A 15,957-nucleotide genomic window follows, 5' to 3' on the forward strand; every position below is an offset into this window, starting at 1 on the left:
GCCGCCACCGTGTCGGCGGCATCGCTCGCGCCGGGTGCCGGACCCGCGGGTTCGCAAACGGCCTCGGAAACGCCCTGGTCGCAAGATGCCGTCGCGGCCGCGCAGGCCGAGGGCAAGGTCGTCTTCGTGAATTTCACCGCCGACTGGTGCGTCACCTGCAAGGTGAACGAACGCGCGGCGCTTACGAATGACGGGACGCGCGCGTTGTTCGCCGGCGGCGGCGCCGTTTACATGGTGGCCGACTGGACGCGGCGCGACGACCTGATCGCGCGCGAGCTCGAGCGCTTCGGCCGCTCCGGCGTCCCGCTCTACCTCGTTTATGCGCCGGGCAAGGCCACGCCCGAAATATTGCCGCAGCTCCTGACGCCGGGCATCGTTGCCGACGCGGTGAAGCGGGCTGGGACCAAAAGTTGAATGTAATGATGACCGAGAGGAGAATAGCCGTGAGACATGCATTGCTTTCGATCGCCGCCGTGTCGGCGCTGATGCTCGCCGGTTGCGGGCAGCCCGCCGAAAAAACGGCCGAAGCGCCTGCCGGGAAGGAAAAGACCGAGGCCGCCGCGGGGCAGGTGGCGCCCGCCTTCCAGCTTGCCAACGCCAATGGCGAGCAGATCTCGCTCGCGGATTTCAAGGGCAAGACCGTCGTTCTCGAATGGACGAACGAGGACTGCCCCTATGTGAAGAAACATTATACCGGCGCAATGCAGGCGTTGCAGAAACAAGCGGTGGGCGATGGCGTCGTCTGGCTGACGATCATTTCGTCCGCGCCCGGTGAGCAGGGCTTTGTCGAGGGCGAGCGTGCGAAAAACTGGGGACAGCGTTTCAACGCAGGCTTCACCCATTTACTTCTCGATCCGACCGGCGCGACGGGCAAGGCTTATGGTGCAAAGACGACCCCCGACATGCGAGTGATCGATGGCGAGGGCCGGATCATCTACGCTGGCGGTATCGACGACAAGCCGACCAACAAGGTCGAGGACCTTCAAGGCGCCAGGAATTTTGTCCGTGCGGCGCTCGACGATCATGCCGCGGGACGGCCGGTCGCAACGGCATTTGCACAGCCCTACGGCTGTTCGATCAAATATGCCGATGGAGCGGCAGTGGTACCCGCGAAGGGCTAGTCAGCTCGAAGGCGATGACCGCGACGCGGTTCGCTCCGCCATCGCGGTCATTATGCAGCTCGCTTGGGCATTGAAAAGAGGCGCGGCATCGATCCGCGCCTCTTGATGATTTGCTTTGCGTAATGTTCAGGCCTTGCAGGGACCGACGTTGGTGCTGGTGACCTGCATCTGCATTTCCATGTCACCGCCTCCCATGGGCGACTTACCCTTCGAAGTCACGAGGACGTCGGTCTTCTTGGCGTCGAGGGTGCCAGAAAGGGCGAGTTCGACCTTCTGCGCGCCCTGCGTGCAGGTGCCCGCGACGTCGATCTTGCCGCTGCCAATCTGGTTCTTGCTCCAGGTGCAAGCTTCGCCATAGCCCTTCGACAGTGCGCCGGCGACATCCTCCTTGTCGGCCTGCTCCTGTGTGAGGCACTGTTCGCTGCCGCTGGCGGCCGCGAGTTGCTTTGACATCTGATCCTTCACATTATCGGGGACGCCCGGCATTTCGAACTTGACCAGCTTCACGTCTGTCTTCCAGTTGCCTGCTTCGCGCTTCACTGTCCCGGCCGGCGCGGCCTTGTCTTCGCTTTTGCCGCAGCCGCCCAGTGCCAGCGCCGCGCCAATCGCGGCGACCGTCAGAAACTTCTTCATGGCTTAGATAATCCTTCGATTGTTGCTCTTGGGTCCCCCGAGAGGTCGCAATCACTTCACGCCCAAGTGATCGCGAGCGCGCATGTATCATGATTACAATGAGATGCACGTCCAAAGTCAGAAGATTATCTATCGGGTGTCATCGGCCGTCCACCGGCTCGATAGCGGACAGCGACGTCCGCCTTCTTGCGATCGCTTGCCAGCTGCGATCGGTCAGATTTGGCTCACAAACCTCTTGGGGATTAGGGGATGCGCTATACATGATCAAAGACGGGATTGTGCCGAATGACAGCTCACGACCCCGATTTGCTGGCTCGGCCGCGCGACGTCATGTCTTCGGCGACCGCGTCCCGGCCCTTGACCCTTTGTTCGGAGCCGGTCGGGCATTCAGCACCGTCGGTACTGCAGTCGATCGAACCAGCACCGCGGTTGATGCCGGCCCCGGCCCCAGTGGACGGTCGATGATACCTGGGGAAAAAATGGAGGAGAGTGAGGGATTCGAACCCTCGGTACCGTTGCCGGCACTTCGCATTTCGAGTGCGACGCTTTCGACCACTCAGCCAACTCTCCTCGCTGAGAGGTGACGCCCCTAGCGATGGTCCGCCGCCCTTGCAACCCTCTAGTCGCAAAAGTGGCGGACCGGACGCAAAATCATGGCTTGTCCGCCTCCCACCAATAGGGCGCGCGCTTGCTGTCGCCCGTCTCGGCCTCGTTCAGCGTCAACGGGTCGTAGAGCCGCCCGCCCAGCATCACGCGATGGATTCGCTCGGTATTGCGGATGTTTTCGGTGGGATCGGCGTCGAGAATGAGCAGGTCGGCAAGTTTCCCGGCCTCGAGCGATCCGACGTCCTTCGCATATCCCAGCGACGTGGCGGGCATGATCGTCGCGGCGCGGAGCGCGTCGATGTTGCTCCATCCGCCGCGTACGAACGACCAGATTTCCCAATGCGCGCCCAGCCCGGCCTGCTGGCCATGCGCGCCGATCGATACCATCCGACCCGTATCAGCGATCTTTTTGGCTTCGCGCGCCGAATCATCGTCGACATAATCACCCTCGGGCGCGATCACGCGGCGCTTGTTCTCGGCGGCGAGGATTGTGGGCGGAATGTGCCGCGCGACGATCGGCTGCTCCCATACATTGGTATGCGCGCGCCAATAGGGATCGCCCGCCAGCCCGCCAAAGGTCACGACCAGCGTCGGGGTATAGTCGGTCTCGGTCTGGCCCCAAAGCTGCACCAGATCCTTGTAGAAGGTGTGGAGCGGAATGTTGTGCTCGACGGTGGCGTTGCCGTCCTGGATCAGCGTGACGCCCTGCGTGTACATCGATCCGCCTTCGGGGACGACGGTCATCCCTTCGGCCTGTGCGGCACGCACGACCATCTGGCGCTGTTCGCGGCGCGGCTGGTTGTAGTTCTTGACGCTGTGCCCGCCCTGCGCCTTCAGCCGGCGCACATGCGCGAGCGCATCCTCGTAGCTGTTGATCTCGGCATAGACGCCCGCCGCCTTTGCGCCATAGATGACTTCGCCGGTCGAAAAGATGCGCGGCGCGAGGATCAGCCCCGCACGCTGCATTTCCGACGAGACGAAGATTTCCGATGCGCGCGACGACGGATTGTGGCTGGTGGTCGTCCCCATCGCGAGGTTGACCATTTCCGACCAGTTCTGCTGCGGCACCAGTTCATCATCACCGTGCGGACCGTGCGCGTGGCCGTCGATGAAGCCCGGCACGATCGTCTTTCCGGTCGCATCGACCGTGACGGCGCCCGCGGGAACGGTGATCGCGCCCGCCGGACCGACCGCGGTGATCCTGTCGCCCTCGATCACGATCGCGCCGTTGTCGATGATGCCGCCGTCCTTCGCTGCCATCGTGACGATCTTCGCGCCGGTGATGACCACCGTCCCGCGATGCTTCGCCGCGGCCTGCGGCATCGACAACGACACACCCGCGGTCGGCGGGGTGAATTCGGGCGCCTTGTCGTCCGCCGGCGCATTGCCGAACAGGCTGGCGAGATCGGCACTGAACAGTGTCGGGCCGCGCGTCCAGTGGAGACGGCTGCCCTGGTTCGACCAGTGGACATAGTCGGCGCCGCTGTCGCTCACCCGCGTGACGGGCAATGCGCCGCTTTTCGTACCAAGCGCGACGTCCTGGCCGCCGGGCATCAGCGGCGTGACATAGGCATCGTAATTCTGGCGGAAGGCGAGCGCGCGGCCGTCGGGGGAAATCTCATAATCGGTGACCAGTTCGCCACTCGCGTGGACGCGCTTGTCCTGTCCATGGATGTCGGTGCTCACGAGCTGGCTCTTGCCGTCCGCCGCCGCAACCATGAAGATGCGGTCATTGCCGGCGCCGAACTGCGGCTTGGCGCCGTTCAGACTGACGCGCTCCGGCGCACCGCCGCTCGCCGCCACGCGATAGACGCCGGCGTCGCTTCCCCAGCGCGTCGAAGTCAGGTTGCCGCCCGCGCGCCGTTCGAAGGCGATCGTCTGGCCATCGGGCGAGAAGCGCGGCTCGGCATAATGGCCGGGCACGCTCGTAATCCTGCGCGACGCACCGCCTCCCGATCCGGCGACATGCACCTCGCCCAGTCCTGCGTCGGTCCAGCGCACAAAGACCACCGAACGCCCGTCGCGCGACCAGCTCGGCCACATTTCAAAAGCATTGTCCTTCGCCGAAGTCAGCCGGCGTGCAGTCCCGCCGGTCGCCGGCTTGACCCACAATTTACCGAGCGTTTCATAGACGACGCTCCGCCCGTCGGGCGAGACCTCTGCCCAGCGCGGCATTTGTGTGTTGAAACTGTCGGGCGCGACTTCAACTGCCGGATGCGCCGCATCGACGATGACGCGGTCGTCATTGATGCTGAAGGGAATGACGCGCGCTTCGCCGCCGTCGCCGCTCACCCGCCGCAGTTTGCCGCCCGCCCAGAAGACGATGTCGCGGCTGTCGGGGGTCCAGTCGATGTTCGGGTAGACGCCGGTAACCGCCCAGGTTTCCTGAACATCCTGATCGAGCGCGTCATAGAGTTTGCGTTCGGCGCCCGATGCGAGATCCTTCACATAGAGTTTCGATTCCATGCCTTCGCGGCGGACGAAAGCAAGGCGCTTGCCGTCGGGCGAGGGCGACGGACGAACCGCGCCGCCGGGCCCCGACGCCACCGTCGAAACCTCGCCATCGTTCAGGTCATAGCGTTCGATGTGGAAGAGGTCGGTGTTGCTGTCCTGCGCATATTCGAAGATCGGCCCGGGCGTGACGTTGCGCGTGTAATAGACGCCCTTGCCGTCGGGCGCGAAGGTCGGCTCGCCAAGCTCCTTCTGGTGGCGCTCGTTCGGCTTCTTGACCAGCGGCACGCCGGCGCCGCCCGAGACATGGTACATCCACACTTCGCCGGTGCCCAGCGAGCGGCCCGTGGTGAAATGCTTCTTCGCGACGATGAATTGGCCATCGGGGCTCCAGCTCGGCTGGTTCAGAAGGCGAAAGTCCTCCTTGCTGAGCTGCCGCCTGTCGCTGCCATCGCGGTTCATCAGCCAGATATTGTCGCCGCCGCCGCTATCCGAAACGAACGCGATCCGCTTGCCGTCCGGCGAAAAGCGCGGCTGGTGCTCGTAAGCGAGGCCTTCGGCGATCCGCGTCGGCGTGCCACCCTCGATCGGCATCGTGTAGATATCGCCTAGCAGGTCGAATGCGATCGTCCGTCCGTCGGGAGCGACGTCGACGTTCATCCAGCTTCCTTCGTCGACCGCGATGTTGACCTTGCGCGTCGTCATGCCAGGCGGGGCGGTCACGTCCCATTTTTCCGGCTTCGCACCCGCCGCTGCGGGCACGGTCTGCGCCCAGACGGAGGTCGAACAGGCCAGTGTCGCGGCGAGGGCGAGAGCGAAACGCGTCATATGATAATCCCCTTTTGATTTTCGTATACCATATGGCTTCGGGCAGCGAGCGCAAGCGAAGGCTTTCGATCAAGGCGCTGGTCGCATCGACAAGCTGCTGCTAGCTCCAGAGATCGAGCCCGCGAACGGGCCGATGAGGGAGAGCCAGGGTGCCGCTGACGGGAATTCGCGTCATCGATTTCGGCCGCTATATCGCGGGCCCCTATTGCGCGGCGCTGCTCGCCGATTACGGCGCGGACGTCATCCGGATCGAAGCGCCGGGCGGCAACGACGATCGCTACACCGTTCCCGTTGCCGACGATGGATCGGGCGCGATGTTCATGCAGATGAACCGCGCCAAGCGCTGCCTGACGCTGAAGCCGGGCAGCGCCGAGGGACGCGAGATCGTTCGCCGGCTGGTCGCGACGGCCGATGTCGTGGTCGCAAATCTGCCGCACGACGCCCTTGTGAAGATCGGGCTCGATTACGACAGCCTTGTCGCGATCAATCCGCGGGTCATCCTTGCGACGGCGTCGGCGTTCGGCAGCGAGGGGCCGCTGGCGAGCCGCGTCGGGTTCGACGCCGTGGGGCAGGCGATGTCGGGAACGGTGCACCTGACCGGCACACCCGACCAGCCTCACCGCGCACAGGTCAACTATGTAGACTTCGGCACCGCGCTGCACTGCGCTTTCGGCGTCATGCTCGCGCTGCGCGAGCGCGAGGCAACAGGGAAGGGGCAATGCGTATCGGGATCGCTGCTCGGTACCGCACTGGCGATGTCGAACGCGCTGACGATCGACCATGCGCTGAACGGCATCGACCGCCAGCCGATCGGCAATCGCAGCTTCAGTTCGGGGCCGACCGACCTGTTCCGTACCCGCGATGGCTGGATCGTCACCCAGATCGTCGGCGCGCCGATCTTCGCGCGCTGGGCCGAACTCGTCGGGCGTCCCGATCTGATCGACGACCCGCTGTACGCCAGCGACATTTTGCGCGGCGACAATGGCGTGGAACTGAGTGCGATCATGCAGCGCTGGTGCATCGAACGGTCGAGCGCCGAGGCGATCGCCGAAATGGGGGCGGCGCGCGTTCCGGCCGCACCGGTCCTGCGTGCCGGCGAGGCGCTCGCACAGCCGCAGGTCGCGGCGATGGGGTTGGTCGAAGCCGTGGCATATCCCGGGGCAAACGCGGACATCCCCATGATCCGCACGCCAATCAGCCTTTCGCACAGCGACAAGACCGCAGCGAGCCGGGCGCCAAAGGTTGGCGAGCATAGCGACGCAATCCTCTCCGAACTCGGATATGACGCCGGGGCGATTTCGGCTTTGCGCGCGGCAAGGATTATTTGAGTCAGGGAGGGTAGACAAACCGCAATCGCTCATTAAGTTACCGGTCAGTACAAAAATCAGCCCAGGAGCTTTCGATGACCGTCAACAGCGAATATGTGCCGCCGAAGATCTGGACCTGGGACAAGGAAAGCGGCGGGCGTTTCGCCAACATCAACCGCCCCGTCGCCGGCCCGACGCATGACAAGGACCTGCCGATCGGCAAGCATCCGCTCCAGCTCTATTCGCTCGGCACGCCCAATGGCGTGAAGGTCACGGTGATGCTCGAGGAATTGCTCGCTGCCGGCCACAGCGGCGCCGAATATGACGCATGGCTGATCAATATCGGCGATGGCGACCAGTTTTCGAGCGGCTTCGTCGATGCCAATCCGAACAGCAAGATCCCCGCGCTCGTCGACCGCAGCGGCGCCGAACCGATCCGGGTATTCGAATCAGGTGCGATCCTGATCCATCTCGCCGAGAAATTCGGCGAATTCCTGCCAACCGACCCTGCGAAGCGCGCCGAAACGCTGTCATGGCTGATGTGGCAAATGGGAAGCGCGCCGTTCCTTGGCGGCGGCTTCGGCCACTTCTATGCCTATGCACCGTTCAAGCAGGAATATCCGATCAACCGCTACGCGATGGAGGTAAAGCGCCAGCTCGACGTACTCGACCGTCGCCTTGCGGAGAGCGAATATATCGCGGGCGCCGACTATACGATCGCCGACATGGCGATCTGGCCCTGGTACGGCGCGCTCGCCAAGGGACTCGTCTATGACGCCGGCGAATTCCTGCAGGTGGAAGAGTATCGGAATGTCCAGCGCTGGACCGATCGGGTCGCCGCCCGCCCGGCGGTCAAGCGCGGCCGGATGGTCAACCGCGTGATGGGGGATCCGGCGAGCCAGCTCCACGAGCGGCACGACGCATCGGACTTCGACCTTCGTACGCAGGACAAGCTCGAGGCTGCGGAATGATGCGAATTCTGCGGGGTGCGATGCCCCCGCAAGGTTAGCGACTTTTCAAGAACAACGGTGCGCCGTCGGTCCGCACCGGATCGCGCGCCGGAAAAATCCGCAAAATACGCAAAAGCGGCGTCGGGTGCTCTCGACGCCGCTTTCATTCGCGGTCGGCCAGGTTCGCCGCATGACAGTCCCTTTCCGACTCTCGCGGCATGTCCGCACAATCGTCCGGACCGGTGCAACCCTGGCGCGCGGGGAGCGCGGTGCTGCCATCGTCGAAATGGCGCTGGTGCTGCCGCTGCTCCTCGCGTTGCTGATGGGCATATTGGTCTATGGGCAATATTTCATGCTCGCGCACAGCGTGCAGCAGGCAGCAAACGACGGTGCGCGCGCCGCGATCGTCGGCCTCGACGCCGCCGACCGCCGCAGCATCGCGGTGCGCGCAGTCGGCCGCAGCCTTCAGGGTGTGAGCGGGACACGGGAGGTCGCGGTATCCGAGACGACCGAGGCGGTCACCGTCGCGGTCACCTTCACGGTTCCGAGCAGCAGCTTCCTGCGGTCGGCGCTGGTTCCGTCCCCCGGCAACGTCATCCGCGCCGGCGCGACCTTCGAACTGCCGGTGGATTGAGTATGGATATCCGGACCTTCATTCGCACTTTTGTCGATGACCGGCGCGCCGGCATCAGCATCGTGACGGCCTTTGCGATGACGATGCTGATCGGCTCCGCGGCGCTCGCGGTCGATGTCGGATCGCTCTATCTCGACCGCCGCAAGCTGCAGGGCATTGCAGACGCCGCCGCGATGGCGGCCGCGGACCGTCCGGGCGAGGAAGAGGCCGCTGTGCGGCGAATGGTCGCGGCCAATTGCGATTGCGGCATCCGCATCGAAACATTGACCAAGGGCACCTATGTCGCCGACCCCGCAGTTCAGGCCGAGCAGCGCTTTACCGGCGGCGGCACGTCGCCCAATGCGGTCCGCATCACGCTGACCCGCGATCGCGCGCTCTATTTCGGCGGCTTCCTGACCGGCGACCGGTCCCGCGTCATTCGCGCCACCGCGACGGGCGCGCGGCGCGGCTATGCCGCCTTTTCGCTCGGATCACGCGTCGCCGCCGTCAACGGCGGCCTGCCGAATGCGTTGCTTTCGAGCCTCACCGGGGGCCAGCTCAACCTGTCGCTGATGGACTATAATGCACTAGCCAGCACCGACATCGACCTGCTCGCCTTTTCCGACGCGCTGCGTACCCGGATCGGCGCCGATGTCCTGACGTTCGGCCAGACGCTCGATACGCAGGTGACGCTGCCGCAAGTCGTATCGGCGTTGGCGAGCGCATCGGACGGGCAGGCGGGGGCGGCGCTGGAACATATCGCATCGCGGGCGCTGCCGCACAGCCTGTTGCCCTCGCGCGCAATCGACCTCGGCCCCCGTTCATCGAGCATCCGCATCGACGCCGCCAATCCGGTGAAGGTCAACGCGCTCAGCCTGCTTCGTGCAATGCTGCTGCTGGGCAATGCCAATCGCCAGCTCGACCTGTCGCTCACAGGCAATATTCCGGGCGGATCGGGGATCGATATCGCGCTGATGATCGGCGAGCCGCCGGCCAATTCCCCGCTGATCGCGGTAACCGATACCAACGATGTCGTCATTCGTACGGCGCAAGTCCGACTGAAACTCGAGACAAAGGTGCAGACGCCGCTCGCCAGCGTCCATCTTCCGGTGCTGGCCGAACTCGGGTCGGCGTCGGCGCGCATTGCCGATATCGACTGCCGGCCCGACAGCAGCGCGGCGGTGTCACTCGCGGTCGTCACGTCTCCGGCGACGCTGGCGATCGGAACGGTCGACGACGCCGATTTCCAGGACATGACGCGGCCGCTCGATCCGAAGCCGGCGCGCATCGTGAAGCTGCTGCTGGTCAACGTCGATGCCGAAGCCGAACTGGTCCTGTCGGACCTTGGCGAAAAGCAGGTTGCCTTCTCGCGCCGCGATATCGACGACGGCCAGGTCAGGACGGTATCGAGTACGGGGCTGGTCGCGGGTGCGGCGAAATCGCTGTCGGACCGGATGGAGCTCAGCGTCAATGGCCTCAATCTGAACCTGCTGACGAAGGTGATCGGCGACACCGTCGCGCTCGCCGCGCCGGTGCTCGACACCGTGCTATCGGATCTCACCGGCATATTGGGTACCCATGTCGGACAGGCGGACGCGCGGGTCAACGCGCTGCGCTGCGGCAAGGCGCGGCTGGTCTGATCACACCACAACGGCGCCGCGCCGGACATATTTCCCGGCCCGAACGCCGCAAGGCACCCCATAAGGTCACCGACAGTCCGGCAAACGGGGAGGGCAGCGATGGCGGCGCAGGAACCACAGCGCGTTTCGGCAGCGGATTTTATCCGTGGCTTTGCGAACTGGAGGATGCAGTCGGCGCGCAAGCCCGTCGTCGTGACGCATCACGGCAAGGACGCGCATGTCCTGATCTCGCTCGACGATTACCGCCGCCTCGACGGTGACACCGCGAGCGAAATTTCGGCCAAGGCGAACGCCTTGCAGGGATCGCTCGCCGGGCTGGTCGATTCGATCCACGACGCGGTGCTGGTGATCGACCGGCAGGCGCGGATCGCCGCGGCGAATCCCGCCGCCTGCGACCTGCTCTGCTCCTCCGCCGCGGGGCTGACCGGAACCGGGCTGGCGGCCGCGTTGCCCGGCCTTGACGGCAGCCTGCTTTCGCACCGGCTGAGCCGCCTGCTCGATCATCGCGAGCGCTTTTCCGGCGACATTCCCGGCATCCTGCGGCCGCGCCAGTGGCTTCGTGTCGATCTGGTGCCCGTCCCGCTCGGTGGTGCGATCATCCTGCGCGATGTCAGCGACGTGATGGAGGATTGCGCTGCCGGCGACGCCCGCAACGCGCTGGTGGCGGCCGTCGATGTCCATGGGGGCATCGGCCACGCCCGGATATCGGTACGCGAAACGGTGACGGCGGCAAACGACGCGCTGACCGCCATGATCGGCGTCGACGCAACGGCAATCCGGCGCGTCCGCTTTTCAGCCCTGCTGGCGATCGGGCAGCGGCAAGCCTTCGTCGAAGCGCTCGAAGAGGTCTTCCGGACGGGGGACCCGGTGCGACTTGGGTCCGGGATCGTGACGCGCGAAGGGGCGATCCTCCCCGTTACGCTGGCGATCGTGGAGATGCGCGGCGCCTATGCGAGCGATGGCGCGATCATTCTCGTCACGCCCGCCGCCGCCTGAAATTCCGGGGCTGCGCCGCCGCCGCACGCTGGACAACTCCCCCGACAACGCGCAATCATCGAACGACGAAAAGTTGCAAGCAGCAACTTGCCGTTTACGTAAAGGTGAGCGCCCGGTATAAGGACGCCATTGCCCAAGGGAGAATCGTCATGGACATTGAGTTCAGCCCCGAAGACCTCGCCTTCCAGCAGGAAGTGCGCGACTTCATCGCCGAAAATTACCCCGCCGAACTGCGCGGCAAGCAGGATGAGGGCGAGGAACTGTCCAAGGAGGATTTCCTCGCCTGGCACAAGATCCTGTACAAGAAGGGCTGGATCGCACCCGCGTGGCCGGTCGAATATGGCGGCACCGGCTGGACGCCGACGCAGCGTTTCATCTGGTCCGAGGAAACCGCGCGCGCCGATTGCATCCGCCTGATGCCGTTCGGGCTCGCGATGGTAGGCCCCGTCATCTACACCTTCGGGACGCCCGAGCAGAAAGCGCATTTCCTGCCGCGTATCCTGTCTGGCGAGGATTGGTGGTGTCAGGGCTATTCGGAACCCGGTTCGGGCAGCGATCTCGCATCACTGCGCACGACGGCAGTCGCCGATGGCGACGATTATATCGTCAACGGGCAAAAGACGTGGACGACGCTCGCGCAGCACGCCGACTGGGGCTTTTTCCTCGTGCGTACCGACAAGGATGCGAAGCAGCAGGAAGGCATTTCTTTCCTGCTGATCGACATGAAGTCACCCGGCATCACGGTGCGCCCGATCATCACTTTGGGCGGCGAGCACGAAGTCAACGAAGTGTGGCTAGAGGATGTGCGCGTGCCGCAGTCGCAGCGCGTCTATGAAGAAAACAAGGGCTGGACCTGCGCCAAGTTCCTGCTCGCGCACGAACGCACAGGCATCGCCGGCGTCGCGGCCTCGAAACGCGGGATCGAGAAGGTGAAGGCGATTGCGCGCACCGAACTCGACGGCGACAAGCCGTTGCTCCAGAATCCCTTCTTCAAGCGCAAGGTCGCCGAGCTCGAGGTCGACCTGACCGCGCTCGAATTCACCGAACTCCGCAGCTTGGCCGGCGCCAATGCCGGAAAGGGGCCGGGACCCGAATCGAGCCTGCTCAAGATCAAGGGTAGCGAAATTCAGCAGCGGTTGACCGAGCTGACACTCGAAGCCGTCGGCCATTATGGCGCACCTTATTTCCGCGGCTTCGGAGAGGGCGACAACGAGCATCCGATCGGGCCCGATTATGCGCACCGCGCCGCGCCGACCTATTTCAACATGCGCAAGACGACGATTTATGGCGGATCGAACGAGATCCAGCGCAACATCATCGCGAAGATGGTTTTGGGGCTTTGAGGAGCGTCGCCCCCGTGAAGGCGGGGGCCGCCATCGGCCTGGCTCATCGCTCCGGTTGAATAACGACAGCGGCCCCCGCCTTCGCGGGGGCGACGAGGATAAGAACAATGGATTTCACCTACACCGAAACGCAGGACATGATCCGCGACACGCTGTCGCGCTTCCTTGGCGACACCTATGATTTCGAAACGCGCCAGAAGTTCATCAATAGCGACAGCGGCCGCGACCCGGCGATCTGGACCGCCCTCGCACAGGAACTCGGCATGCTCGGGGCTGCCTTTGCCGAAGAACATGGCGGGCTCGGCGGCGGCGCGCTCGAAAATGCGATCGTCATGGAAGAGCTGGGCAAGGTCATCGGGATCGAACCCTATCTGCCGACCATCGTCATCGCGGGCGGCGCGCTGAAGGCCGTTGGCGGAGCGCAAGCCGACGCAATGATCCCCGAGATTATCGCGGGCAACGCTATCGTCGCCTTCGCCTATGCCGAACCGCAGGGGCGCTACGACCTTGCCAATCTTCGCACCACAGCGAAGAAGGACGGCGCGGGCTACCTCCTGAACGGGCACAAGGGTGTCGTCTACGCTGCGCCCTGGGCGACGCATCTGCTCGTCACCGCACGAACCGGCGGAGGACAGCGCGACCGGGACGGCGTGTCGCTGTTCCTGATAGATGCAAACCTTCCCGGCATCGTTCGCCGCGACTATCCCACCGTCGACGGCAGCCGCGCATCGGAAATCTATTTCGAGAATGTCGCGATCCCGGGCGACGCGCTGCTCGGCAGCGAGGGCGGGGCCCTGCCGCTGGTCGAGCAGATCGTCGACGAAGCGACGGTGGCGGTCTGCGCCGAGGCAACCGGCGTGATGCAGAAACTGCACGAAGGCACGCTGGAGTATACGCAGCAGCGCAAGCAGTTCGGCGTGCCGATCGCAAAGTTCCAGGTCCTCCAGCATCGCATGGTCGACATGTTCATGGAGGTCGAACAGGCGCGGTCGATGACGATCATGGGCACGCTGAAGCTGGACCTGCCGGCGAACGAGCGCATGGCCGCGGTATCGGCGTGCAAGGCGAAGGTCGCACGCGGCGCCAACTTCGTCGGCCAGAATGCGGTTCAGACGCATGGCGGCATCGGCATCACGCAGGAACTGGCGATCGGCCATTATTTCAAGCGCGCGACGATGATCGAGAGCCAGTTCGGCAGCCACGATCATCATATGGAGCGTTTCGAGCGGCTGACCCTGGGCGAATAATCCGCAAATTGCGTTCGGCGTCGCCTAATAGGCGACGTCGATAGCGACCCGAAGCGTGCGCGGGCGCAGCGGCGTCAGAAAGCCCTCATTGCCTTCGAGGTAGGGCGTCCCGAGCGAGAAACGGTTCCCGCGCGAATCGAACAGGTTGGTCAGCGTCAGCGACAGACCGCGGCGTTCGTTACCTACGCGCATGGCGACGCCGGTGTCGATATAATCGCCCTGCTTTTCACCGAGTATAGGGCCGATGCCCAGCCGCGACGGACCGATGTAATTGGCCCAGCCATTCAGGCGAAAATCCTCATCGCCGATCACGGTCGCATAGTTGACCGACCCCCGCACCGCGTGGCTCGCGACATTGGGAATGCGGCCGAGCCGTCCCGGCGCGAGGTCGAACACCGGCAGGATCTGCGGCGAGAGATCGTCGACCCGACTGTGGTTATAGACCGCACCCAGCTCGAACGTCAGCGCATCTGTCGGCCGGACCGCGACCGCGCCCGACAGGCTGGTGATACGGCCATCACCGATATTGGCGGTGGTGGGAAACCCGTTGCTGTCGATGAAATCGGCCTGGATATTGCGCCAGCGGCTGTGCGAAATCGACAGGCTCGCGTCGAGCAGGCTGTGTCCCCTGTCGCCGAAGCGGATCCCGCCCTCCCATGTCCGGACCTGGTCGTTGAGAAAGCGCCGCACGAAATTGCCGTCGACGGCGAGGCCGCCGGGCCGAAAACCCTCCTGATAACGTGCATAGAGCCGGACATTGTTCAGCGGTGTCGCCAACAGCGAAAAGGACGGCAGCAGGTCGGTTTCGTTGCGATAGGCGGTCGTCGCGCGTCCGGCCTCGGCGATCGCGAACGGAACCCCCTCCGCGGTGCCGCCGAGCCGCGCGCGCGACAGGCGGAGCCCCCCCGATGCGATCAGGTCGGGCATCAATTCGACCGTCGCTTCGGCATAGCCGGTGAATTCGGTGATCCGGTTGGTCACGCCGGGCAGGATCGCGCGGAGCGGCCCGTAACCATATTCGCGGTCCTGCCGCGCCCGGTTGTCGATGAAACTCGCGCCGATCACCCAGCCAAGGCCGTCATGATAGGGACGCGACAGCCGGTTTTCGCTGACGAACATCCGCGTGGAATTATGCTGGTCGAGGATGCGAGGCACGTCGTTGAGCGGCGTGATCTGGACCGGCGCAAACAGGCGGGCCACGTCGACGGCGCCGATCGAGGGCGGCATCTCGCCGCCGCCGGCCGGCGTGTCGGTGCCGAGCCGCGCTTCGGGCAGGCTGGCGTCGAACCGTTCGAACAGGCGGTGGTTGATATAGGCGTTCGACGACCGGAAATGCAGGTCGCCCCAATCCTTCATCACGACGAGCGTCGCAAGGCCGTAGCGCGCCTTGGCATTCTGCTCGACCATCGAATTGCGGGTCAGCGGCGGCGCATCCTTGTCGGCATATTGCGCATCGTCGGACGTGATCTCCTGATAGATGCCTCCGACATCGATCGTCCAGTCGCCGCCGGCGTCGAGGCGGAAGGTCCCGCGGCCGCCGCGGACGAACACGCGGTTGACGTCATTCTGGCCGCGGAGCGGATTGTCGATATAGCCGCCGTCGGTGATCATATAGCCGACGAGGCGCAGCGCGTTGCCGCCGTCGCCGACAGGGACGTTCGCGATCGCGGCGATGTCGCCGCCCGGGTCGCCATGCTGCGTCACCGAGACGCCAGCGATCGCCTGCACGGTCATCCCGCTCGGATCGGGCGCTTTCGGCACGACGCGGATGATCCCCCCCAGCGATCCCGCGCCATAGAGCGTGCCCTGCGGCCCTTCGAGGATTTCGACATTGTCGATGTCGTAGAGCCGAAGGTCGGGGTCGGGCGCGTTATAGCTGAGGCGGATGTCGCCCAGATACTGGCCGACGGTCGCCTGTGTCGGGCCGGTGAAGCTCGAATCGGCGATGCCGCGGATGAACAGCTTGTTCCGCCCCGAACCCAGATGGGTCGACGAGACCGTCGCGGTTCGCGACAGGATCGATTCCATTCCACGCTCGCCGCCAAACGCCAAATCGCCGCCATCCAACTGGGTGACGACGCCGGCAAAGTGCGAGTAGGGAATTTCAGCCTTCGACGCGGTGACGATAATCTCGTCCTGCGCCGACGCGACGGTATCGTTCGAAGGCTCGCGGGCCCTCGGCTGGGGCGCCTGCGGCGGCGGCTTGGCGCGATGCGCGACGC

At 64.7% G+C, this 15,957-nt stretch carries 12 protein-coding genes and 1 tRNA gene; 9 read left to right on the forward strand and 4 right to left on the reverse strand.

The features are described from left to right. Both VN047_RS02845 and VN047_RS02850 read left to right on the forward strand, forming a co-directional pair. Positions 1–414: thioredoxin family protein (locus VN047_RS02845; protein ID WP_325539825.1), on the forward strand; the 414-nt coding region annotated here is incomplete at its 5' end. Between the two features lie 29 nt (positions 415–443). Continuing rightward, positions 444–1,121 (forward strand): thioredoxin family protein, encoded by a 678-nt coding sequence (locus VN047_RS02850; RefSeq protein WP_325539826.1) that lies wholly within the window; start codon positions 444–446, stop codon positions 1,119–1,121. A 126-nt stretch (positions 1,122–1,247) separates the two neighbouring features. On the opposite strand, the gene VN047_RS02855 is transcribed toward VN047_RS02850, so the two are convergent. The 3 genes from VN047_RS02855 to VN047_RS02865 all read right to left on the reverse strand — a co-directional run bounded on the left by VN047_RS02855 (position 1,248) and on the right by VN047_RS02865 (position 5,639). After that, a complete protein-coding gene (locus tag VN047_RS02855) occupies positions 1,248–1,754 on the reverse strand; it encodes a DUF3617 domain-containing protein (RefSeq protein WP_325539828.1) in 507 nt (168 codons plus the stop codon). Between the two features lie 480 nt (positions 1,755–2,234). Continuing rightward, positions 2,235–2,324, reverse strand: a tRNA-Ser gene (locus VN047_RS02860). Between the two features lie 81 nt (positions 2,325–2,405). Then, entirely contained in the window at positions 2,406–5,639 is a 3,234-nt protein-coding gene (locus VN047_RS02865) for an amidohydrolase family protein (RefSeq protein ID WP_325539830.1), read from the reverse strand. Positions 5,640–5,788: 149 nt separating this feature from the next. Between VN047_RS02865 and VN047_RS02870 the strand changes: the two genes are divergently transcribed. The 7 genes from VN047_RS02870 (at position 5,789) to VN047_RS02900 (ending at position 13,735) form a co-directional block, all read left to right on the forward strand. Beyond that, entirely contained in the window at positions 5,789–6,967 is a 1,179-nt protein-coding gene (locus VN047_RS02870; RefSeq protein ID WP_325539832.1) for a CoA transferase, read from the forward strand. Between the two features lie 74 nt (positions 6,968–7,041). Further along, a complete protein-coding gene (gene yghU / locus VN047_RS02875) occupies positions 7,042–7,917 on the forward strand; it encodes a glutathione-dependent disulfide-bond oxidoreductase (RefSeq protein ID WP_325539834.1) in 876 nt (291 codons plus the stop codon). A gap of 169 nt (positions 7,918–8,086) precedes the next feature. Then, entirely contained in the window at positions 8,087–8,530 is a 444-nt protein-coding gene (locus tag VN047_RS02880) for a TadE/TadG family type IV pilus assembly protein (protein ID WP_325539836.1), read from the forward strand. 2 nt (positions 8,531–8,532) lie between these two features. Next, positions 8,533–10,149: a TadG family pilus assembly protein gene (locus VN047_RS02885; RefSeq protein ID WP_325539838.1), complete on the forward strand. Its 1,617-nt coding sequence runs from the start codon at positions 8,533–8,535 to the stop codon at positions 10,147–10,149. Positions 10,150–10,248: 99 nt separating this feature from the next. Next, positions 10,249–11,145, forward strand: coding sequence for a type II toxin-antitoxin system Phd/YefM family antitoxin (locus VN047_RS02890; protein ID WP_325539840.1), 897 nt, complete (start codon positions 10,249–10,251; stop codon positions 11,143–11,145). Positions 11,146–11,294: 149 nt separating this feature from the next. Then, a complete protein-coding gene (locus tag VN047_RS02895) occupies positions 11,295–12,488 on the forward strand; it encodes an acyl-CoA dehydrogenase family protein (protein WP_325539842.1) in 1,194 nt (397 codons plus the stop codon). A gap of 107 nt (positions 12,489–12,595) precedes the next feature. Beyond that, positions 12,596–13,735, forward strand: a complete 1,140-nt coding sequence (locus tag VN047_RS02900) for an acyl-CoA dehydrogenase family protein (protein WP_325539844.1) — start codon at positions 12,596–12,598, stop codon at positions 13,733–13,735. 24 nt (positions 13,736–13,759) lie between these two features. Here the strand turns inward: VN047_RS02900 and VN047_RS02905 are convergent. Continuing rightward, the coding region (locus VN047_RS02905) for a TonB-dependent receptor (RefSeq protein WP_325539846.1) at positions 13,760–15,957 on the reverse strand (2,198 nt) is incomplete at its 5' end.

This window comes from Sphingopyxis sp. (genome assembly GCF_035565275.1).
Lineage (GTDB): Bacteria > Pseudomonadota > Alphaproteobacteria > Sphingomonadales > Sphingomonadaceae > Sphingopyxis.